General features: G+C 70.1%; 20 protein-coding genes. 14 read left to right on the plus strand and 6 right to left on the minus strand.

Going from position 1 to position 21,542, the window contains the following annotated elements; genetic code table 11:
• The first annotated feature begins 17 nt into the window (after positions 1-17).
• Positions 18-233 carry a hypothetical protein gene (locus KCH48_RS29685; protein WP_210577978.1) on the plus strand — a complete coding sequence of 72 codons (216 nt, stop codon included), beginning with the start codon at positions 18-20 and terminating at the stop codon, positions 231-233.
• On the opposite strand, the gene KCH48_RS29690 is transcribed toward KCH48_RS29685, so the two are convergent.
• On the minus strand, positions 223-1,419 hold the full coding sequence (locus tag KCH48_RS29690) for a low specificity L-threonine aldolase (RefSeq protein ID WP_210577979.1): 1,197 nt from the start codon (positions 1,417-1,419) through the stop codon (positions 223-225). The two genes, KCH48_RS29685 and KCH48_RS29690, sit on opposite strands and share 11 nt — an antisense overlap.
• 158 nt (positions 1,420-1,577) lie before the next feature.
• Here KCH48_RS29690 and KCH48_RS29695 point away from each other — a divergent pair, with 158 nt between their 5' ends.
• From KCH48_RS29695 to KCH48_RS29740, 10 genes are all read left to right on the plus strand, one after another.
• Positions 1,578-2,507, plus strand: a complete 930-nt coding sequence (locus tag KCH48_RS29695) for a Rossmann-like and DUF2520 domain-containing protein (RefSeq protein WP_210577980.1) — start codon at positions 1,578-1,580, stop codon at positions 2,505-2,507.
• Positions 2,504-3,505 (plus strand): pantoate--beta-alanine ligase, encoded by a 1,002-nt coding sequence (gene panC / locus KCH48_RS29700; RefSeq protein ID WP_210577981.1) that lies wholly within the window; start codon positions 2,504-2,506, stop codon positions 3,503-3,505. Before KCH48_RS29695 ends, panC begins: the two co-directional genes overlap by 4 nt.
• Positions 3,502-5,232 (plus strand): L-aspartate oxidase, encoded by a 1,731-nt coding sequence (locus tag KCH48_RS29705; protein ID WP_210577982.1) that lies wholly within the window; start codon positions 3,502-3,504, stop codon positions 5,230-5,232. The genes panC and KCH48_RS29705 overlap by 4 nt, the downstream gene beginning before the upstream one ends.
• A 5-nt stretch (positions 5,233-5,237) precedes the next feature.
• Positions 5,238-6,215, plus strand: a complete 978-nt coding sequence (gene nadC, locus KCH48_RS29710; RefSeq protein ID WP_210578033.1) for a carboxylating nicotinate-nucleotide diphosphorylase — start codon at positions 5,238-5,240, stop codon at positions 6,213-6,215.
• Positions 6,216-6,218: 3 nt separating this feature from the next.
• Entirely contained in the window at positions 6,219-7,016 is a 798-nt protein-coding gene (locus KCH48_RS29715; RefSeq protein ID WP_210577983.1) for a type III pantothenate kinase, read from the plus strand.
• Positions 7,017-7,376: 360 nt separating this feature from the next.
• A complete protein-coding gene (locus KCH48_RS29720) occupies positions 7,377-8,087 on the plus strand; it encodes a hypothetical protein (RefSeq protein WP_210578034.1) in 711 nt (236 codons plus the stop codon).
• Between the two features lie 79 nt (positions 8,088-8,166).
• Positions 8,167-8,346, plus strand: coding sequence for a hypothetical protein (locus tag KCH48_RS29725; protein WP_210577984.1), 180 nt, complete (start codon positions 8,167-8,169; stop codon positions 8,344-8,346).
• A gap of 137 nt (positions 8,347-8,483) precedes the next feature.
• A complete protein-coding gene (locus tag KCH48_RS29730) occupies positions 8,484-8,936 on the plus strand; it encodes a BlaI/MecI/CopY family transcriptional regulator (protein ID WP_282615199.1) in 453 nt (150 codons plus the stop codon).
• 9 nt (positions 8,937-8,945) lie between these two features.
• On the plus strand, positions 8,946-9,479 hold the full coding sequence (locus KCH48_RS29735; RefSeq protein WP_210577986.1) for an amino-acid N-acetyltransferase: 534 nt from the start codon (positions 8,946-8,948) through the stop codon (positions 9,477-9,479).
• Positions 9,480-9,704: 225 nt separating this feature from the next.
• Complete coding sequence (locus KCH48_RS29740) at positions 9,705-10,040, plus strand: Lsr2 family protein (protein WP_210577987.1); 336 nt, start codon at positions 9,705-9,707, stop codon at positions 10,038-10,040.
• 21 nt (positions 10,041-10,061) lie between these two features.
• Here KCH48_RS29740 and KCH48_RS29745 read toward each other — a convergent pair whose 3' ends face one another.
• A complete protein-coding gene (locus KCH48_RS29745; protein WP_210577988.1) occupies positions 10,062-10,706 on the minus strand; it encodes an SCO3374 family protein in 645 nt (214 codons plus the stop codon).
• A gap of 432 nt (positions 10,707-11,138) precedes the next feature.
• On the opposite strand from KCH48_RS29745, the gene KCH48_RS29750 reads away from it, so the two are divergent.
• Positions 11,139-13,664, plus strand: coding sequence for an ATP-dependent Clp protease ATP-binding subunit (locus tag KCH48_RS29750; RefSeq protein ID WP_210577989.1), 2,526 nt, complete (start codon positions 11,139-11,141; stop codon positions 13,662-13,664).
• Between the two features lie 85 nt (positions 13,665-13,749).
• On the opposite strand, the gene KCH48_RS29755 is transcribed toward KCH48_RS29750, so the two are convergent.
• From KCH48_RS29755 to KCH48_RS29765, 3 genes are all read right to left on the minus strand, one after another.
• Complete coding sequence (locus KCH48_RS29755; protein ID WP_210577990.1) at positions 13,750-16,962, minus strand: serine protease; 3,213 nt, start codon at positions 16,960-16,962, stop codon at positions 13,750-13,752.
• Positions 16,959-17,393, minus strand: a complete 435-nt coding sequence (locus KCH48_RS29760; RefSeq protein WP_246886074.1) for a trypco2 family protein — start codon at positions 17,391-17,393, stop codon at positions 16,959-16,961. Before KCH48_RS29760 ends, KCH48_RS29755 begins: the two co-directional genes overlap by 4 nt.
• 157 nt (positions 17,394-17,550) lie before the next feature.
• Positions 17,551-18,180 carry an HAD family acid phosphatase gene (locus tag KCH48_RS29765; RefSeq protein ID WP_210577991.1) on the minus strand — a complete coding sequence of 210 codons (630 nt, stop codon included), beginning with the start codon at positions 18,178-18,180 and terminating at the stop codon, positions 17,551-17,553.
• Between the two features lie 434 nt (positions 18,181-18,614).
• On the opposite strand from KCH48_RS29765, the gene KCH48_RS29770 reads away from it, so the two are divergent.
• The gene (locus KCH48_RS29770) at positions 18,615-19,202 is read left to right on the plus strand and encodes a M23 family metallopeptidase (protein WP_210577992.1); all 588 of its coding nucleotides are present in this window, start codon (positions 18,615-18,617) and stop codon (positions 19,200-19,202) included.
• Here KCH48_RS29770 and KCH48_RS29775 read toward each other — a convergent pair.
• Positions 19,199-19,795: a TetR/AcrR family transcriptional regulator gene (locus KCH48_RS29775; RefSeq protein WP_210577993.1), complete on the minus strand. Its 597-nt coding sequence runs from the start codon at positions 19,793-19,795 to the stop codon at positions 19,199-19,201. The two genes, KCH48_RS29770 and KCH48_RS29775, sit on opposite strands and share 4 nt — an antisense overlap.
• 121 nt (positions 19,796-19,916) lie before the next feature.
• Here KCH48_RS29775 and KCH48_RS29780 point away from each other — a divergent pair, with 121 nt between their 5' ends.
• Positions 19,917-21,506 (plus strand): MDR family MFS transporter, encoded by a 1,590-nt coding sequence (locus tag KCH48_RS29780; RefSeq protein ID WP_210577994.1) that lies wholly within the window; start codon positions 19,917-19,919, stop codon positions 21,504-21,506.
• The last annotated feature ends 36 nt before the right edge of the window (positions 21,507-21,542 follow it).

Below are 21,542 nucleotides of genomic sequence, written 5' to 3' on the forward strand. Positions count from 1 at the left end.
CGAGAAGGCGATCCGCCATGAGCATCACCCAGTACCACGTCCTCGACACCTACCGCGCCCGGCAACTCGGCGAGCCCGACCCGCCCGCGCCCGGCGCGCACGACTGGCAGGTCATCCGCGAACTGGGCGACCACCGGCGCTTCCGCGCGGTCCTCGTGGGCCGTCCGGCCCACGGCCGGCTACGGCAGGCCCTGGGCCGTTGGCTGCGTCGGCGCCCGCGCTCTACCCGCTGACCCGCGCGATCAGCCGGGCGGCGAAGTCGGCGACCGCAGCCTTCACGTCCTCGGCCGTCCACTCCAGGCCCGCGGCCCGTACGTCGATCTCTGTGACGGCGAGCCCCGGGCCGGAGGCTTCCCAGGGCCGGGCGAAGAGCAGGGTCCTGGTCTCCTCGGCGTGCCGGACCGCGACGTCGGCGACGACATCGGCGTCGTACGGCAGCCAGACCTGGAACTCGTTGGTGTGCGGTTCCTCGGGGTGGACGCGCGTCCAGGGGACCCCGGCCGCCGCGAAGCCCTCGCGCAGCGCGGCGGCCACCACGCGCGCGTGCCGCACGTACTCGGGAAGCCGGGGCAGTTCGCGCTCCAGCCCGGCGAGGGCCGACAGCACGGTCGGGAACTGCTGGAAGACGGTGCCGCCGTACCGGTGCCGCCAGGCCTTGGCCTCGTCCACCAGCGTCCTGGGGCCGGCGAGGGCGGCCCCGCCGAAGGCGTTGAGGGACTTGTAGAACGACACGTAGACGCTGTCCGCCAGGCTCGCGATCTCGTTCAGAGGACGGCCGAAGTGGAGGGTGGTCTCCCACAGGCGCGCGCCGTCGAAGTGCACCACCGCGTCGCGTTCCCGCGCCGCCTCGACGATCTCGGTGAGCTCCTCCCAGGAGGGCAGCACGAAACCGGCCTCCCTGAGGGGCAGTTCGAGCATCAGCGTCCCGAAGGGCTCCTCGAAGTCGCGCACCTCGGCGGCGGTCGGCAGCCGGGGCTCGCTCGTCACCCGGACCGGGCGCAGGCCGCTGACCTCGCGCAACGCATTGCGCTCATGGACCTCGGGGTGGGCGAGCGCGTGCAGGGCCACCACGGGGCTGCCGGTGCGGCCCGCCCAGCAGCGCAGGGCGACCTGCTGCGCCATCGTGCCCGTCGGGAAGAACGCGGCGGCCTCCATGCCGAGCAGACCGGCGACCTTCTCCTCCAGGGCCTCGACGACGCCGGTGCCGTACATGTCCACCGTCTGATCCAGGTCGTACACCTCTGCGGCGGCCTCCAGGACCGCCAGGCGCTCCCGGAGCGTGCTGAGCACGCTGGTGCGCGCGAACACGCGCTCCGCGCCCCGGTAGGCGCTGATGCGCCGCTCACGGCGTCGCTTGCGCCGCTCGTCGTCCGACTCGGGTGTGACGTGTCGCGTGCCCTGCTCCGACGTATCGCTCATGCGACGGATCATGCCGGTCGGCGATTCATGCGGGCACCCACTTTTCCGCGGCCGCCCACAGCCTGTGGACAACCGGACGCCCCGGCAACCGATCGCGTTAACATGACGAGAAATCGTCCGGTACCCAGAGCGGACTGGAACGGGAAGGCCTCCGTCGCGTGAGTACAGTCCAACAGCCAGACCCTAAGGACCGCCCCGCGCGGCTCACCGTCGGCGTCGTCGGCGCCGGTCGCGTGGGACCCGCGCTGGCCGCGTCCCTCCAACTCGCCGGACACCGCCCGGTAGCCGTCTCCGGAGTCTCCGACGCCTCCAGGAAGCGGGCCGCGCTGCTGCTGCCCGACGTGCCGCTCGTACCGCCCGCCGACGTCCTCGAGCGCGCCGACCTCGTCCTGCTCACCGTGCCGGACGACGCCCTGCCCGCGCTCGTGGAGGGCCTCGCCGAGACCGGCGCCGTGCGGCCGGGGCAACTGCTCGTGCACACCTCCGGGCGGTACGGCGCGAAGGTCCTGGACCCCGCTCTGCGTGCCGGAGCGCTGCCGCTGGCCCTGCACCCCGCGATGACCTTCACCGGCACTCCTGTGGACGTCCAGCGCCTCGCTGGGTGCTCCTTCGGCGTGACCGCACCCGATGAACTGCGGCTGGCCGCCGAGGCCCTCGTCATCGAGATGGGCGGCGAGCCCGAGTGGATCGCCGAGGAGAACCGGCCGCTCTACCACGCGGCCCTCGCGCTGGGCGCCAACCACCTGGTCACGCTGGTCGCCCAGTCCATGGAGTTGCTGCGCGCGGCCGGCGTCGGGGCCCCGGACCGGATGCTCGGCCCGCTGCTCGGCGCCGCGCTCGACAACGCCCTGCGCTCCGGCGACGCCGCCCTCACCGGGCCCGTCGCGCGCGGGGACGCCGGTACGGTCGCCGCGCACGTCAGCGAGTTGCGCAGGCACGCCCCCCAGGCCGTCGCCGGCTATCTGGCGATGGCGCGCGCGACCGCCGACCGGGCGCTCGCCCACGGTCTGCTGAAGCCGGAGCTGGCAGAGGACCTGCTGGGGGTACTCGCCGACGGGACCAACGGGACCGAAGGGGACGCCCGATGACCACCGCCCTGCTGCGCACCTCCGCCGAGCTGCACGCACGCGCGCGTGCAGGCCGTCGCGCCGTCGTGATGACCATGGGCGCCCTGCACGAGGGCCACGCCACCCTGGTCCGCACCGCGCGCGAGATCGCCGGCCCGGACGGCGAGGTCGTCGTCACCGTCTTCGTCAACCCGCTGCAGTTCGGCAAGGGCGAGGACCTCGACCGCTACCCGCGCACCCTGGACGCCGACCTCAAGCTCGCCGAACAGTCGGGCGCGGACGCCGTGTTCGCCCCCTCCGTGGACGAGGTCTACCCCGGCGGCGAACCCCAGGTCCGCATCAGCGCCGGACCCATGGGCGAACGCCTGGAGGGCGCCTCCCGCCCCGGCCACTTCGACGGCATGCTCACCGTCGTCGCCAAGCTGCTGCACCTCACCCGCCCCGACATCGCCCTGTACGGCCAGAAGGACGCCCAGCAACTCGCCCTGATCCGCCGGATGGTGCGGGACCTGAACTTCGGCGTCGAGATCGTCGGCGTTCCGACCGTGCGCGAGGACGACGGCCTGGCCCTGTCCAGCCGCAACCGCTATCTGTCACGCCAGGAACGGCGCACGGCCCTCGCCCTGTCCCAGGCGCTGTTCGCGGGTCTCGACCGGCACGCGGCGCAGGAGGCGCTGCGCGCGCGGGCTCGCGAAGTGCCCGCCACGCGCGCGCGTGCCGAGGCGCTCAGCGCCATAGGGGAGTCCCGCGCGGCGGCCGACGCGCACGCGGTCGCCAAAGCGGTACCGGGTGGCCCGTCGGCCGTCCGCGCCGCCGCCCGCCTGGTCCTCGACGAGGCGGCCCGCCTCAACCCGCCGCTCCAACTGGACTATCTGGCCCTGGTCGACCCGTCCGACTTCACCGAGGTCGCGGACGACTTCACCGGGGACGCCGTCCTCGCCGTCGCCGCCCGGGTCGGGACGACCCGGCTGATCGACAACATCCCCCTCACGTTCGGAACCTTCGGAGCCGCCTCGTGACCAGCACCGGCATACGCCTGCACGCCCCGGCCCCAGGCTGGTCCATCTCCGCGGACGTGGTGGTCGTCGGATCCGGCGTCGCCGGCCTCACCGCGGCCCTGCGCTGCGAGGCGGCCGGCCTCACGACGGTCGTCGTCACCAAGGCCCGCCTCGACGACGGCTCCACCCGCTGGGCACAGGGCGGCATCGCCGCGGCCCTGGGCGAGGGCGACACCCCAGAGCAGCACCAGGACGACACGCTCGTGGCGGGCGCGGGCCTGTGTGACGAGGAGGCCGTACGGATCCTCGTCACCGAGGGCCCGGACGCCGTACGGCGGCTCATCGAGACGGGCGCCCACTTCGACGAGTCCTCCGAGGGAGAGCTGGAGCTCACCCGCGAGGGCGGCCACCACCGCCGCCGTATCGCGCACGCCGGGGGCGACGCGACCGGCGCGGAGATCTCCCGGGCGCTGGTCGAGGCGGTACGCGCGCGTGGGCTTCGTACGATCGAGAACGCGCTGGTACTCGACCTGCTGACGGACGCGGACGGCCGTACGGCGGGCGTCTCCCTGCACGTCATGGGCGAGGGCCAGCACGACGGCGTGGGCGCCGTGCACGCCCCCGCGGTCGTCCTCGCGACCGGCGGCATGGGGCAGGTCTTCTCAGCGACGACGAACCCGTCCGTGTCGACCGGCGACGGCGTGGCGCTCGCCCTGCGCGCGGGCGCGGAGGTCTCCGACCTCGAGTTCGTGCAGTTCCACCCCACCGTGCTGTTCCTCGGCCCGGACGCGGAGGGCCAGCAGCCCCTCGTCTCCGAGGCGGTACGCGGTGAGGGCGCCCACCTGGTCGACGCCGGCGGCGTGCGCTTCATGACCGGACAGCACGAGCTGGCCGAACTGGCGCCCCGGGACATCGTCGCCAAGGGCATCATGCGCCGCATGCAGGAGCAGGACGCCGAGCACATGTACCTCGACGCCCGGCACTTCGGCGCCGACATGTGGGAGCACCGCTTCCCGACGATCCTCGCCGCCTGCCGCGCCCACGGCATCGACCCCGTCCACGAGCCCATCCCGATCGCCCCGGCCGCCCACTACGCCTCCGGCGGCGTCCGCACGGACTCCCAGGGCCGTACGACCGTTCCCGGGCTGTACGCGTGCGGCGAGGTCGCCTGCACCGGCGTGCACGGCGCGAACCGGCTCGCGTCCAACTCCCTCCTGGAGGGCCTGGTCTACGCCGAGCGCATCGCCGAGGACATCGCGGCGAGCCACGCCGAAAACGGCCTCCACGCGCGCGTGCCGCACCCGGTGCCGTACCCCGAGGTCCCCGAACACCCCCTGCTGGAGCCCGAGACCCGGTTCGCGATCCAGCGGGTCATGACCGAGGGCGCGGGCGTCCTGCGCTCCGCCGACTCCCTCGCCAAGGCCGCCGAACAGCTCCAGCAGCTGCACGCCGACGCCCGTGACGCCCTCCACGAGAACGGCAAGACGGCCGAGGCCGGCGTCGACACCTGGGAGGCCACCAACCTCCTGTGCGTGGCCCGCGTCCTGGTCGCCGCCGCCCGGCAGCGCGAGGAGACCCGTGGCTGCCACTGGCGCGAGGACTACGCCGAGCGCGACGACGCAGCATGGCGGCGCCACATCGTCGTACGGCTGAATCCGGACCGCACACTCGCCGTACACCCCACCGATACCGCAGACTTCCCCCCGACCCGGCAGCACCATCCGGCGCAGCGTCCCCAGGAGCAGTGACAGCAGTGGATACCCCCGACCTTCCCCTCGCACAGGACGACGGCTGCGGCGACGGCTGCGCCTGCGGTGCGGACACCGGCGACGAGTACCTGGAGTGCGGGCTCGATCCCGCACTCGCCGAGCTCCTGGCCGAGGCCGGACTCGACCCCGTGGAGGTCGAGGACATCGCGAACGTGGCCATCCAGGAGGACCTCGACCACGGGGTGGACGTGACGACGGTCGCGACCATCCCCGAGGACGCCGTCGCCACCGCCGACTTCACCGCGCGCGAGGCGGGCGTCGTGGCGGGCCTCCGGGTCGCCGAAGCGGTGCTCTCCGTAGTCTGCGAGGACGAGTTCGCCGTCGAGCGGCACGTGGACGACGGCGACCGGGTGGAGGCCGGGCAGAAGCTCCTGTCGGTCACCACGCGTACACGTGACCTGCTGACGGCCGAGCGCAGCGCGCTGAACCTCCTGTGCCGCCTGTCGGGCATCGCGACCGCCACGCGCGCGTGGGCGGACGTTCTGGAGGGCACGAAGGCGAAGGTCCGCGACACCCGGAAGACGACGCCGGGGCTCCGGTCGCTGGAGAAGTACGCGGTGCGGTGCGGCGGCGGCGTGAACCACCGGATGTCGCTGTCCGACGCGGCTCTGGTCAAGGACAACCACGTGGTCGCCGCGGGCGGTGTCGCGCAGGCCTTCAAGGCCGTACGGGAGGCCTTCCCGGACGTACCGATCGAGGTCGAGGTCGACACCCTGGACCAGCTGCGCGACGTCGTGGACGCCGGCGCCGATCTGATCCTGCTGGACAACTTCACGCCGGGCGAATGCGAGGAGGCGGTGGCCCTGGTGCACGGCCGGGCCGCCCTGGAGGCCTCCGGGCGCCTCACCCTGGAGAACGCGAAGGCGTACGCGGACACCGGCGTGGACTACCTCGCCGTCGGAGCGCTGACCCACTCCTCGCCGATCCTGGACATCGGCCTCGACCTCCGTGAGGCGGAGTAAGTCATGCTCCTCACGATCGACGTCGGCAACACCCACACCGTCCTCGGCCTGTTCGACGGCGAGGACATCGTCGAGCACTGGCGGATCTCCACGGACGCACGCCGTACGGCCGACGAGCTGGCGGTCCTGCTGCAGGGCCTCATGGGCATGCATCCGCTCCTCGGGGACGAGCTGGGCGACGGCATTGACGGGATCGCGATCTGCGCGACCGTGCCGAGCGTGCTGCACGAGCTGCGTGAGGTGACGCGGCGGTACTACGGCGATGTGCCGGCCGTACTGGTCGAGCCGGGCGTCAAAACGGGCGTGCCGATCCTCACCGACAACCCCAAGGAGGTCGGCGCGGACCGGATCATCAACGCCGTGGCGGCGGTCGAACTGTACGGCGGGCCCGCGATCGTCGTGGACTTCGGTACGGCGACGACGTTCGACGCGGTCAGCGCGCGCGGGGAGTACATCGGCGGGGTCATCGCGCCCGGTATCGAGATCTCCGTCGAGGCGCTCGGCGTCAAGGGCGCGCAGCTGCGGAAGATCGAGGTGGCGCGGCCGCGGAGCGTGATCGGCAAGAACACGGTCGAGGCGATGCAGTCCGGAATCGTGTACGGGTTCGCCGGGCAGGTGGACGGTGTGGTGCACCGGATGGCGCGGGAGTTGGCCGACGATCCGGATGAGGTGACGGTGATCGCTACGGGTGGGCTGGCGCCGATGGTGCTGGGTGAGTCCTCGGTGATCGATGAGCATGAGCCGTGGCTGACGCTGATCGGACTACGGCTGGTCTACGAGCGGAACGTCTCCCGCATGTGACCCACGTCCGCCCGCCGTGCCCAGATTTTCCTCGCCCCCGCCGTCCCCAGACCCCCGCTCCGGCCTGAACGGCCTCGTCCTCAAACGCCGGACGGGCTAAAAACAGCCCCTCCGGCGTTTGAGGAGCCGGGGGCCCGGGGGCTGGCCCCCGAAACGGGGTCGAAGGGGCGGAGCCCTTTCAGGATGGGAATGGGTAAGGGCGGCGGGGGCGAGAAACGCTGGGCGGACAGCACTGTGCCGACCGGTACTGAGCAGTCATCCGGGTGTGGCTCTCGCGCCACACCCGGGGTATGTGGCCGGGTTTGTCTGATTAGCGCGTATCGTCACCTCATGCCCACGCCATACGGATACCGCGGCGGCATGGCGTTCGGCGTGGAGGAGCTGCGTGTGCTCCGCCGCGCTCTCGCCCTCGCCCTTCAGCCAAGCCCGGTCTCGGCCGAGGACGTCCAGGACTGCCTCCGCCTTGCCGAGTCCCTCGACGAGGCGATGCGTGAGGGGGCGCGGATGCGGGACTTCCTGGTGGCCGACGTCGCCCGGTACCGCGCCGCCCTGCCCGGCACCGCCGCCGGCTACCTCGCGCTGCTGGGGGAGGCGCTGCACGCGGGGTATCGGCCGGTTCCCGATGACATCACCGCGCTCCAGGCGCTGAGCGGCAACCCTGCCGCGGCCGCCCTCCTCGACCGCTGCCGAAATCTCGCCGGGCGGGAGCAGAGGGAGCAGCGGGATCAGCGTGATCAGCAGGAACGGCGGCATGAGTCGGGTGGGACGGGCGTACGCGGCCATCTCGCGCCCCGTGCGGGGCGATCCGCGACATCGCCCCTCGCACCCGGCGCCCCAGCCCCCTGGACGCGCCTCACAGCCCTTCCCGGCGGTCTCGCCGCGGACGCGGGGGAGGGGCCCGGACGTAAGCCCGACAAGAAGCCCGCCGAGAAACCGGCCCCCAAGCCCGCCCCCGCCCCCGCCGCCCCGAAGCCCGCGCGCCCCATCCCCACCCCGGGCGAGGTCTTCCCGCGCCGCAAACCCGCAGCGCCGCCCGCGAACCCGTCACGCCAGCTCGTCGTCGCAGGTTGAGCGGCACCCTTCGGTACAGGTGGACGAAAACCCTCAACCCGGCACCGTCCGCTCCACGCCCCGTGGCTACCCTGGTCGCATGGACTATGTCTCCGCGCTGCTGCCCCCGGCCGTGATGGCCGTGTTCTTCATCGGTGTGATCCGGGTGATCGTGAGGAGCCAGGGCGGGGCCAACAAGGCCAAGGAGGACGCGGCCGTCGACGCCGCCATCGCGCGCTTGGACGGCGCCCGCCAGACCCCCTCCGGCACCGACGCCTGACGTAGGGCGTACGGCTCCCGTGCCCCTCGGGCACTTTCGAGCCGTACGCCCTTTTCGTTCCCGTTTGCTCTCCATGTGCCCGCCCCGGGCGCCAATACGGAGATCTCCCACTATTGTGTCGAGTTGTGCCTCGCCCATTGGGAGAACTCGAAGACGCGGTCATGACGCGGGTGTGGAAGTGGAACCGCCCGGTGACCGTTCGAGAAGTCCTCGAAGATCTTCAGCAGGAACGGTCCATCGCCTACACCACGGTGATGACCGTTTTGGACAATCTCCATCAGAAGGGCTGGGTGCGCCGCGAGGCGGAAGGCCGGGCCTATCGATATGAGGCGGTCTCCACCCGGGCCGCCTACGCCGCCGCGCTGATGAACGAGGCCTGGTCGCAGAGCGACAACGCGGCCGCCGCTCTCGTCGCCTTCTTCGGGATGATGAGCGACGAACAGCGGCAGGCCCTGCGGGACGCCATCCGCGTCGTCGGAGACCCGGAAGAATCCCCTGAACCCGCCGAAGAGACCGCCGCCACCGATAGCGCCGAACGCGATACGGGCGGGGAGAACCCCGGCTCGGCACCGGAGGCGGGCGGGCGATAGCGTCCGCTCATGTCAGCAGAGCGTCCCGAAGTCACCGCAAAAGCCATCACCGTCCGCCGGGCCCGCACCCGCGATGTACCGGCGGTGCGTCGACTCCTCGACACCTACGTCCGCGACGGGATCCTGCTCGACAAAGCCACGGTGACCCTTTACGAGGACATCCAGGAGTTCTGGGTCGCGGAACGGGACGACAACGCCGACGTGGTGGGCTGCGGCGCCCTGCATGTGATGTGGGAAGACCTCGCCGAAGTGCGCACTCTCGCGGTGAAGCCCGGACTGAAGGGTGCCGGTGTCGGGCATCAGTTGCTGGAGAAGATGCTGCACACCGCGCGCTGGCTCGGCGTTCGCCGCGTATTCTGCCTGACCTTCGAAGTGGACTTCTTCAGCAAGCACGGCTTCGTCGAGATCGGCGAGACACCTGTTGACACCGACGTCTACGCGGAGCTGCTGCGTTCCTATGACGAGGGCGTCGCGGAGTTCCTCGGTCTCGAACGAGTGAAACCGAACACCTTGGGCAACAGCCGGATGCTTCTGCATCTGTGATCGCCGACGAGATTTCAAGCGGACTGCGCTGCCCAGGTTCCCTATGTCCGAAACGCGCATGTTTCCGGACCAAGGATGACCTGTGGGTCTCTCCCAGGGGTTTGTGTTTTTCCAGCAAAAGCGGTTTGCTTTCCGATGTACTGCAGTACTGCATATAACAGGGGACGGCGAAACGGCGGACGCCGGAGACCCCATGCCCTCAAGTTATCGATGAAAGGAAATCCGGTGGCACAGAAGGTTCAGGTCCTTCTTGTCGACGACCTCGACGGCGGCGAGGCGGACGAGACCGTGACGTTCGCGTTGGACGGCAAGACGTACGAGATCGATCTCACGACCGCCAATGCGGACAAGCTGCGCGGCCTTCTCGAGCCTTACGTGAAGGGTGGTCGTCGCACCGGAGGCCGTGCTTCGGGTGGACGCGGAAAGGCGCGTGCCGCTTCGGGTGGCAGCCAGGACACCGCGCAGATCCGCGCCTGGGCGAAGGAGAACGGTTACGAGGTCAACGACCGCGGCCGTGTTCCCGCGACCATTCGCGAGGCATACGAGAAGGCGAACGCCTGATCGCGAGGCCTTTGGCAAGGCCTATGACAAGGCCGACGGCTGAGCGCAAGCGCGCCGCAGCCGCAATCGGTGGCAGTGGGTTGCCACCGTGTGCACAAGTCGCACGAGATCGGGGGCGTCTCCACCGCCCCCCAGAGCCGACAGCGTCGGCAGCGAGGCTTCGACCTCGCATCCCGGCTCGGGGGGTCGCAGCCACACGGCGGCCCCCCGGAGGGCTGCGGTCGCGGTCCACGGCGGCCGGACTCCCGTGATGGAGCACCGTCCCGGAGGCACGGGTGCGTCCATCAGGTCGCCCTCGCCGAGCGCTGTCAGGTCGAGCGCCAGCGTGCCCCACTCCAGCCAGTCCAGCAGCCCGGGCAGCTCTTCCCTGCTGCCCGCGGCCACCAGCAGCCGCATCCGGTCGCCCTGTACGGCCACCGGGGAGCCCGGCGCCAGGTGGCGCAGCGCGGACCGGCCCGCCTCGGCCGGCACGTCCAGGACGTCGAAGCGCAGGCCGAGTGGAAGTCGTACGGGAATCCCGGGCACCGTCGCCCATCCCAGTTCGTTCTCGTACCACCGGCGGACCTGATCGCTCGGATCGAGCGGTCGCCGGGGGAAGGGGACCGCTGTGGAAACGGTGGAGGCGGTGGAGATTGCGGGCGAAGTCGAGCGGCCGGTGGCAACCATGCCAAGCGCAACTGCCGAAGGACCGTGCGAGTTACGCTGGGTGTCCACGTGAGTGCGCAGCGTGCTGGATAAGGGGGCGTGCGGGGGTGTGGGGTCGTGCAAGGTTGTTCGCCCGTAGCGGAGGGAACGGGTGCGCGCGGCATGGACTGTCGGTGCGAGCGGGTAAGACATCCCTAGTGAGAGGGGGCGACACGCAGGACAGGGCGTCTCACGTTCGCCATCGGCGTACTGATGGTGAGGGTAACTGCCTGGCCTGCGGGAACATCGTCTCGCACCATCGGGTTGGAGCAGATGTCGGCGTTAGCGGGGTCAGGAGGCCATCGACGGTGTCGGCAGTTGGAATGAGCGGTCCCCGCTTGCGGGACTAAGCTGCGGAAGGACAGGGAGGGGAAGTTCCCCCCACTGCCTGACCGCTCTGAGGAGCGATTAACGATGTTCGAGAGGTTCACCGACCGCGCGCGGCGGGTTGTCGTCCTGGCTCAGGAAGAAGCCCGGATGCTCAACCACAACTACATCGGCACCGAGCACATCCTCCTGGGCCTGATCCACGAGGGTGAGGGTGTCGCCGCAAAGGCCCTGGAGAGCCTCGGCATTTCGCTTGAGGCGGTCCGTCAGCAGGTGGAGGAGATCATCGGTCAGGGCCAGCAGGCCCCGTCCGGCCACATCCCCTTCACTCCCCGTGCCAAGAAGGTCCTGGAGCTGTCGCTCCGCGAGGCCCTTCAGCTGGGCCACAACTACATCGGCACGGAGCACATCCTGCTCGGCCTGATCCGTGAGGGCGAGGGCGTCGCCGCCCAGGTCCTGGTCAAGCTGGGCGCTGATCTCAACCGTGTGCGGCAGCAGGTGATCCAGCTGCTCTCCGGTTACCAGGGCAAGGAGACCGCCACCGCCGGCGGGCCTGCCGAGGGCACCCCCTCGACGTCCCTGGTGCTCGACCAGTTCGGCCGGAACCTCACCCAGGCCGCTCGTGAGTCCAAGCTCGACCCGGTCATCGGGCGCGAGAAGGAGATCGAGCGGGTCATGCAGGTGCTGTCCCGTCGTACCAAGAACAACCCGGTCCTGATCGGTGAGCCCGGCGTCGGCAAGACCGCCGTCGTCGAGGGCCTCGCCCAGGCCATCGTCAAGGGCGAGGTGCCCGAGACCCTCAAGGACAAGCACCTCTACACCCTGGACCTCGGCGCGCTGGTCGCCGGCTCCCGCTACCGCGGTGACTTCGAGGAGCGCCTGAAGAAGGTCCTCAAGGAGATCCGCACCCGCGGCGACATCATCCTGTTCATCGACGAGCTGCACACGCTGGTCGGTGCGGGTGCCGCCGAGGGCGCCATCGACGCCGCTTCGATCCTGAAGCCGATGCTGGCCCGTGGTGAGCTGCAGACCATCGGCGCGACCACGCTGGACGAGTACCGCAAGCACCTGGAGAAGGACGCCGCGCTCGAGCGCCGCTTCCAGCCCATCCAGGTCGCCGAGCCCTCGCTCCCGCACACGATCGAGATCCTCAAGGGTCTCCGTGACCGGTACGAGGCGCACCACCGCGTCTCCATCACCGACGAGGCGCTGGTGCAGGCCGCCACCCTGGCCGACCGGTACATCTCGGACCGCTTCCTGCCGGACAAGGCGATCGACCTGATCGACGAGGCCGGTTCCCGGATGCGCATCCGCCGGATGACCGCGCCGCCGGACCTGCGTGAGTTCGACGAGAAGATCGCCGGTGTCCGCCGCGACAAGGAGTCCGCGATCGACTCGCAGGACTTCGAGAAGGCCGCCTCCCTCCGCGACAAGGAGAAGCAGCTCCTGGCCGCCAAGGCCAAGCGGGAGAAGGAGTGGAAGGCCGGCGACATGGACGTCGTCGCCGAGGTCGACGGCGAGCTGATCGCCGAGGTCCTCGCGACCGCCACGGGCATCCCGGTCTTCAAGCTGACCGAGGAGGAGTCCAGCCGCCTGCTCCGCATGGAGGAGGAGCTGCACAAGCGGGTCATCGGCCAGACCGACGCCGTCAAGGCGCTGTCGAAGGCGATCCGCCGTACGCGTGCCGGTCTGAAGGACCCGAAGCGTCCCGGTGGTTCGTTCATCTTCGCGGGCCCGTCCGGTGTCGGTAAGACCGAGCTGTCCAAGGCGCTCGCCGAGTTCCTCTTCGGTGACGAGGACGCGCTGATCTCCCTCGACATGTCGGAGTTCAGCGAGAAGCACACGGTGTCGCGTCTCTTCGGCTCGCCCCCCGGATACGTGGGCTACGAAGAGGGCGGCCAGCTGACCGAGAAGGTCCGCCGCAAGCCGTTCTCGGTGGTCCTCTTCGACGAGGTCGAGAAGGCCCACCCGGACATCTTCAACAGCCTGCTGCAGATCCTGGAGGACGGTCGCCTGACCGACTCCCAGGGCCGGGTCGTGGACTTCAAGAACACGGTCATCATCATGACGACCAACCTCGGCACCCGGGACATCTCCAAGGGCTTCAACCTGGGCTTCGCGGCCTCGGGCGACAAGAAGACCAACTACGAGCGCATGAAGAACAAGGTCTCGGACGAGCTCAAGCAGCACTTCCGTCCCGAGTTCCTCAACCGCGTCGACGACGTGGTCGTCTTCCCGCAGCTGACCCAGGACGACATCCTCGCGATCGTCGACCTGATGATCGGCAAGGTCGACGAGCGCCTCAAGGACCGGGACATGGGCATCGAGCTCTCCCAGTCCGCCAAGGAACTGCTCTCGAAGAAGGGTTACGACCCCGTGCTGGGCGCGCGTCCGCTGCGCCGCACCATCCAGCGCGAGATCGAGGACTCCCTCTCCGAGAAGATCCTCTTCGGCGAGCTGCGCCCCGGCCACATCGTGGTCGTGGACACGGAGGGCGAGGGCGAGGCCAAGACCTTCACCTTCCGGGGTGAGGAGAAGTCGGCACTGCCGGACGTTCCGCCGATCGAGCAGGCGGCCGGTGGGCCTGGGCCGAATCTGAGCAAGGAGGCGTAAGCCTCACAGCGGACTCACAGCGGAAAGGGGCCGGTGCCGTAAAGGCACCGGCCCCTTTCCGCTGCGGCGTTCAGGCCGATCGTGTTCAGGCCAGCCCCACCGTCAGGCGCGGCAGGCTGGCCCGGAGCCGGGTCAGTCCCGGATCGTCCGCGTTCAGCCGATGCCCCCGCGCACACACCAGGTTGAGCGTGCCGAGTGAGGGAAACGCCTCCGCCAGTACCTCCACACCCCGAAGCTCCGTCAGCTGCCACAGATGCAGCGACCGTACCCCTGGCATGGCGCCGAACTGCCGGAGCTCGGCGAAGGTCCGGACGGTGGTGTTGACCTCGCGGATCCGCCCGGAATCACGGACGAACTCCCAGAACTCGGCGGGATTCAGCGGCAGGGGCAGCACGACGGAGGTGAGCGCCTCCCACGCATCGAGTCCCCGTGTGTCCACCAGCCGCTGCGCGGTCAGCGCCAGTCGCTCGACCCCCTGGTGCACGGGCAGGGACGTCACCGAGGTGAGGTGGGGAGTCGACAGGGTCAGTGAGGTGAGCGCGGGAATCTCCGCCAGCTTCCCCAGGTCCTCGGGCTGCAGCGGCATGCGCAGGGACAGATCGGTGAGCGCGGGCAGCTCGGCGACGGCCGAGATGTCCGTCAGAGCCGAGGCGTGCTCGGTCGCGGTGAGCTGGTGCAGTTGCCGGCCGTGCGAGCGCAGGAAGTCCAGGTCCTTCAGGGCGGGCAGCCGTTCCAGGCGCAGCTGGCTCAGGGGCGGCAGCCGGGCGTCGGCGAGTTCGCGGGAGGTGAAGGGGCCGCTCAGGGCGAGCCGCCCGGCTGTCGGCAGCTCGTGCACCAGGTCCAGCTGCTCGCGGGTGCTCACCGGCAGTGCGCGGCTCGGCAGTATCCGGCTGAGTACCGAGCGGGCGTACTCGGCGGCAGGGAAGTTGTTCCACGCGTGCATCAGCCGCACCTGCACGGTGCCCGGCAGCCCCGGAGTGCTCACGAGCCGTCGCGCATACGGGATCGCCTCCGCGCCGCCGACTCGGCCGACCAGGTCGGCGACCGCCCGGCTCCGTGCCGGGCCCAGCTCCTCGGGGGTGGGCAGGAACTGAAGGACGTACGGTCCGAGCCGCGCGACCTGTGAGACGTCGTCCGGGGTGAGGGAGCTCATGAGGGCGGCGATCCGTGCGCGCACCCGCTCCTGGAGTCCGGTGTCGAGCCAGGCGGCGTGCTGGGCGCACAGGGCGGTCAGCACGGACAGCTGGGTGCGCAGCGGCTTGGGGACGCCCGGGGCGTCAGCACGGGCGATGAGGCCTGTCAGCAGCTCGCCGATCTCCCGTCGGCAGTGGCCGGCGGCCAGCAGGATGACGTCCTGCCACAGCGTGTCGTCGGCGTTGCGGCAGAGCTCCCGCAACGATTCGCTCTCCACGAGTTCCTTGGCGGCGAGGAAGTCCTGGAAGGTGCGGTGGATGAACTGGTAGGAGTCGTCGCCGCGTTCCTGGAGCAGGCCGGAGCGGTTGAGCAGGTGGGTGAGGACGGCCTCGGGGGTGCCCTGGCCGCGGGCCCGTTCCATGCCGGCCAGCGCCGCCGCCAGCTGTGGTCGGGCCTGGCCGCGGGTGAACTCGGACTGGCCCCCGCGCACCAGCCAGACCGCGATGCGCTGGAGGATCTGGTGGTGCTCCTCGACGGTCAGGCTGATGCCGTCCGGGGCGTCCACCCGGCGCCGCCGGTCGCGGTGGCCGAGGAGCATCTCCAGGGCCGCCTGGTAGAGCCGGAACCGGGTCTCCGGCAGGAAGCCCTGATGCCGGCGGTGCAGCGCGCAGATCACCGCGCACAGCAGCGGCGTGCGGGCCAGGTCGCTGAGCGCGGGGTTGTGCCGGAACTGCTGGGACAGGTCCTGTGCCAGCTCCTCGAGCAGTGCGTGGTCGTCGTCCTCCAGGCGGGCCGCGCGATGCCAGGAGGAGATGAACGTCTGAACGTCCTCGTCCCGCATCGGCAGCAGCCGCAGCTCCTCGAACCGCTCCTCCTCCAGCCAGTCCGGCTCCACCGCCAGGGGGCGTACGGTCGCCACACAGCGGGTGCGCGGGTAGCGCGCGAGCAGCGCGCACAGCCAACGGTGCGCCTCCTCCCGGTCCGCCTGCGGAACCTCGTCGAGGCCGTCCACCAGCAGCAGCGCGCGCCCCGCCTCCAGCACCCGGCCCGCCCAGCCCTCGGGCGGCTCGTCGACCAGCAGCCGGGCGGCGTGCGGCAGCCCGGCGGGCGAGGGGAAGGCGCCGTTGTGGGAGTGCAGGGTGCGCAGCGGGACGACGAACGGGACCAGGCCGTTGAGCCCCGCCAGGGTGGAACCCAGGGTGCCGGCGGCGGTGTGCGCGGCCAGCCACCACACCAGCGTCGTCTTGCCCGCGCCCGCCTCACCGCGCAGCAGCACGCGCGGACGGACCGACAGCAGGGTGTCGATGCGCTGCGGAGTGCGCCCGGTCGTGGAGAAGGGCTGCCGTGTCGTCGTCGTGTCCAGGTTCCGCGCGGCCGCCTCGGAGATCCGGGGGACCGCCTCCAAGTTCAGATAGGCGGTGTTCAGGTCCCATTCCGTCTCGCGGCGCGTGAGATCGTCCAACCCGAAGATCCGCATCCGCCGGAACGCGATCTCGACAGCCCGGGCGTAATCGCGCTCGTACGCGCTGTCCTGAGGATGGTGGCGCGTGATCGGCTCGGTGTCCGGGATGTCGTACGGCAATTCCGTCAGGTTTGCCATCGGGACGCCCTCGGCGCGTAAGTGGCCCCGGCCGCGCGGGATCGAGGTGACGATGCCCAGCAGGACATCGCCCGCGAAGACCGGGGCGCCGGACAGTCCGGCCAGCGGGCTGGGGCCCGGCGCCGGCGGTTCGGTCGCCGGGGCACGGTCGAAGGAGAATGTCAGCACCGAGCGCGGGTGGGCGGCGGCGGGCAGGACGCTACCGGTGAACTGGTCGGTGGCCAGATGCCGCCCGGCGTGCCGCTGGATGTCCGGGTAGCCGATGATCTCGCAGTCCGGCAGCGCCTGTTCGGCGGCGAGGTGGCCGACCCGGACGTGGGTCGAGCAGGGCAGTTCGTCGGCGGTGAGGAGCAGCGCGGCATCCTGCTCGGGGTCGGACCAGACGACCTCGGCGGGCGTACGACCGCTGCGCCGGGGGTGGGCGACCTCCGGCTTCGCCTTCGTGATGTCGCCGAGGACATGGGCGCAGGTCAGCACCAGCCGCCCGTTGAGCGCGACTCCGCTGCCCTGCCGGTCGCCCAGCACCACGACGGCGCGGCTCGCGGGGGAGTCCCCGGGGGTCATCGGGCGGGCGGCGCGGGGAAGGGGACCGGGACGGTGTTCCCGGGGCCCGTGTCACTTCGGCGGTCGTCCTGGCCGGATCCCGCGTCACTTCCCAGGCCTTCGTCGCCGAAGCCCGCCGTACTGCCCCGGTCGTCGTTGCCGACCTGCCAGGGCCCGCTCGTCGTGGAATCGCGCGGGGTGAGGGTGAAGGCGATGCGATGCGTACGGCCCGTGCTGCGGGCGGCGTCGGCGCCCGCCTCCGCGACCCAGGCCCGGACCTTGCCGCCGCCCTTGGTCTCCTTGCGCAGCTCCACGGTGAACTCCATGTCGATGGAGCCCACTTCGAAGGAGACCGGCTGCCCTGTGGCGCGGGTGGCCGCCTCGATGAGCTGGTCGCGGACAGAGGCGATGGCGTCGGCGAGATCGATGCCGTCGACGGCGTGACTGTCCATGTGTCCCCCGTGGAGTGCGCGTCCCTGCACCTGGAAGTCTTTGCAACTACCAAGATTTTACTGTGCTTTGGCGCGTCGCATGAGGCTTCGTCAGCAATTCGGCGAGCTGACGAAGGGGCCGGTGCACACACGGCACCGGCCCCTGAATCCCGCGCTCCTACGACAGCTGACCGTCGTAGTCCGGCAGCTTGTACGTCTTCTCGGCGTGGCCGCCCGAGAGGTCGGTGGCGCTGTTTCCGATGTTGGCGATGATCGTGTAGCCCTTGTTCTCGATGTCGACGCGCTGGGCGGTCTTGTAGTCGGCGACGTTCTTGAAGAGGTCGAGGAAGTTGCGGACGTAGAGACCGGAGACGTCGTAGCCCTGGTGCTCGAGGTTGTACTCGGTGGGCGCGTAGATGATGCCGGGGCGGGCGGTCACGAAGAAGAGGTCGACGCCGTGGGCCTGGGCGTACTCGGCGACCTCCAGGACCGGCTGGTTGGCCGGCTGCGGGTAGCTGAAGCCGAAGTCGGTCTCCAGGGCGGTGTTGTCGATGTCGAGGACGATCGCCTGCTTCTCGCCCGGCTTGGTGGCGGCGATGCGCTGCTTCACGTACGGCATCGCCTGGTCCATCACCGCCTGGCAGTCCCGCTGCCAGGTCGCGTAGTCGACGTCCTCGGCTGCGGCGGCGCTGGCGGACGTGCGCGGGGCCGTCGCGGCCTGGGCGCCGGCGGGGACGGCCATCGCGGTGACGGCGACGGTGGCGACGGCGGTCATGCCGATACGGCGCGTCCAGGTGCCTCTGCTCATGGGGGTGGGGGTCCTCTCACGTCACACGTGCGCTGCCGGTTTGTCGCGTGCATGCTCGTCGGCGAGGGTGGCGCGAGGGGAACGAAGTGGTTACTTGACGGTAACTCCACGCGAGACGCGGGTCACACCGCGGGTGGTCGCCCGGTGACAAGCCGCACAGGCGATTTGCCCGGTACTAGAGGGAATAGTGGAAACCGCCGTTCGGGCAAAAAGGACTATTGGTGCGGGCGAGTGGGGCGGTTCTGCCCTCATGGGTCGATTTGCGCTCGATGGTTGTTCTGTCAATAACCGTGAAGTTTTGCGATGAAGTACTAGGTTCCGTCGTAGATCGGGGGTTTGGGGGTCTCTGGGCGGTGGGGGTACCAAGGGGTGTCCCATCCGGCGGCCGCCTGTGCGCCGGGTGGTTTTCTGTCCCCTTCCCCCGTGAGGTTCCGATGTTCCAGCGCGTCTCCGCTCGCTCTTCCCGTACGTCCCTGCTCCGCACCCGTGGGGCCGTCATGGCTGCCGCCGTCGGTGCCTCGGTCGTGCTGGGGGCCGGAGTCGCGACCGCCGCGCAGGGCACGGTCGCCAAGGCCGCGCCCACCGCCGCCGCGAAGAAGGCCACGTCCTGGGTCAAGCCGGTCGCGAAGTACACCAAGTCCGCGAGCTTCGCGGCGAACGGCGCCATGTGGCAGTCCACCCACAGCGGTCAGGACTTCGCCGTGCCCAGCGGCACCGTCGTCAAGGCCGCGCACGGCGGCACGGTCGTCAAGGCCGGCGGCAACGGCGCCGGTGACGGCCCCGCCTACGGCAACGCCGTCGTCATCAAGCACGGCAACGGGACGTACTCCCAGTACGCCCACCTGTCGAAGATCAACGTCAAGTCCGGCCAGATCGTGAAGACCGGCCAGCGGATAGCCCTGTCCGGCAACACCGGCAACTCCAGCGGCCCTCACCTGCACTTCGAGGTCCGTACGACCGCGAACTACGGCTCCGCCATCGACCCGGTCGCCTTCCTGCGCGGCAAGGGCCTGGCGCTCTAGGCGTTCCGGCTTCCGGTGTGCGCCTGTGTCACCAGATCGATCGCGACCTCGAGGACGGCCTTGCGCTTGTCCTCGGGGTCGCCTTCGACGTCCCGCAGGACGAACATCCCGGCGTGCATCGTGAACAGGGCGCTGATGCAGCGGACCTGGTCGACCAGGTCGGCATCGGGGTCGATGATGATGTCGCGCATGCCCATCATGCGGTTCTTGAACATCTCGCCGATGCTCAGTTCCCGTACGGTCGCCTGGTTCTCCTGCATGAACTGGAACAGCGGCGCCGCCTCGGACAGGATCCGGCCGTAGCGCCGTACGATCTCCTGCTTCGTCTCCAGGGTGTGCGGCTGCCGCTTGCCCCACTCGGTCAGGTCCTCGATCGGCTTCGTCAGGTCCTCGAAGAGGCTGACGAGGATCTCTTCCTTGGTCTTGAAGTGGTAGTAGAGCGCCGCCTTCGTGACATCGAGGCGCTCGGCGATCTCCCGCAGGGAGGTCTTCTCGTAGCCCTGCTCGGCGAAGAGTTCGAGGGCGATGTCCTGGATGCGCTGGCGGGTGTCCCCGCGGCGCCGGTGCTTGGTGCCGTCCATGGTGCCGCCCATCCTCGTACTCCTCGGCTTTCCAGAAAACTTACTTGACGCCCGGCTAGTTACGCCTCTACCTTCCGAGTGTAGACAACTAGCCGGGCGGCAAGTAAGTAGCGGTGCCGGGGGAGTGGGAACGATGGTGGCGACAGAGACAGTCACAGACGAGGCGGGCGGTCGGCCCAGGAGCGTGCGGGTCGTGCTCTTCGCGCTCATGATCGCGATGATGCTCGCGATGCTCGACAACATGATCATCGGCACCGCGATGCCGACGATCGTCGGTGAGCTGGGCGGCCTTGAGCATCTGTCGTGGGTGGTGACGGCGTACACCTTGGCGACCGCGGCCTCCACCCCGCTGTGGGGCAAGCTCGGCGACATGTACGGCCGCAAGGGCATCTTCATGAGCTCGATCGTGCTCTTCCTGATCGGCTCCGCGCTCAGCGGCATGGCTCAGGACATGGGGCAGCTGATCGGCTTCCGCGCCGTGCAGGGCCTCGGTGCCGGTGGGCTCATGGTCGGCGTCATGGCGATCATCGGCGACCTCATACCGCCGCGCGAGCGAGGCAAGTACCAGGGCATGATGGCCGGCGTCATGGCGCTCGCGATGATCGGCGGTCCGCTGGTCGGCGGCACCATCACCGACCACTGGGGCTGGCGCTGGGCCTTCTACATCAACCTGCCGCTGGGCATCGTCGCGCTCCTCGCCATCAGCGCCGTACTGCACCTGCCGAAGAAGCGGGCACAGACGCAGATCGACTACCTGGGCGCGGGCCTGCTGACGGTCGGCATCACCGCGATCGTGCTGGTCACCACCTGGGGCGGTACGGAGTACGCCTGGACGTCCGCGCGGATCATGGAGCTGATCGGCATCGGGGTCGCCGCGCTCGTCGGGTTCGTGTTCTGGCAGACCAAGGCCGCCGAACCGGTGCTGCCGCTGCACATCTTCCGCAGCCGGAACTTCACGCTCATGTCGATCATCGGCTTCATCGTCGGGTTCGTGATGTTCGGCGCCACGCTGTTCCTGCCGCTCTACCAGCAGTCCGTGCAGGGCGCGTCCGCGACCAACTCCGGGCTGCTGCTCCTGCCGATGCTCGGCGCGATGCTGGTGACGTCGATGGTCGCGGGGCGGGTGACCACCAACACCGGTCGGTACTACGTCTTCCCGGTCGTCGGCAGTGCGCTGATGGCCGTCGGGCTGTATCTGCTGTCGACGATGGACACCGGAACCTCGCGGCTCACGTCCGGCGTGTTCATGGCCGTCGTCGGACTCGGCATGGGCTGCCTGATGCAGATCACCATGCTGGTCGCGCAGAACAGCGTGGAGATGAAGGACATGGGCGTCGCGTCCTCGTCCACCACCCTCTTCCGCACCCTCGGCTCCTCCTTCGGCGTCGCGATCATGGGTGCGCTGTTCAACCACCGGGTCCAGGACGTCATGGCCGACCGGGCCGGTGCGCTGGGCTCCAAGGTGACCGAGCAGTCCGCCCAGCTGGACGCGGCGAGCCTGGCGAAGCTGCCGGAGGCGGCGCGTGAGGCGTACCAGCACGCGGTGTCGGCGGGCACCCACTCGGCGTTCCTGCTGGGAGCCGTGGTGGCCGTGATCGCGCTGGTCGCGGCGGTCTTCGTGAAGGAGGTGCCGCTGAAGGGAGCGGGGCCGAAGGAGGACTCCCCGAGCGAGGACTCCCCGGGCGGTACGGCGGTGCGGGCGCCGGCGACCGAGACGGTCTGAACGGGCGGTGAGCCAACGGCCCCCGGGGTGTGCACC

Source organism: Streptomyces sp. GESEQ-4, from assembly GCF_017948455.1.
Lineage (GTDB): Bacteria > Actinomycetota > Actinomycetes > Streptomycetales > Streptomycetaceae > Streptomyces.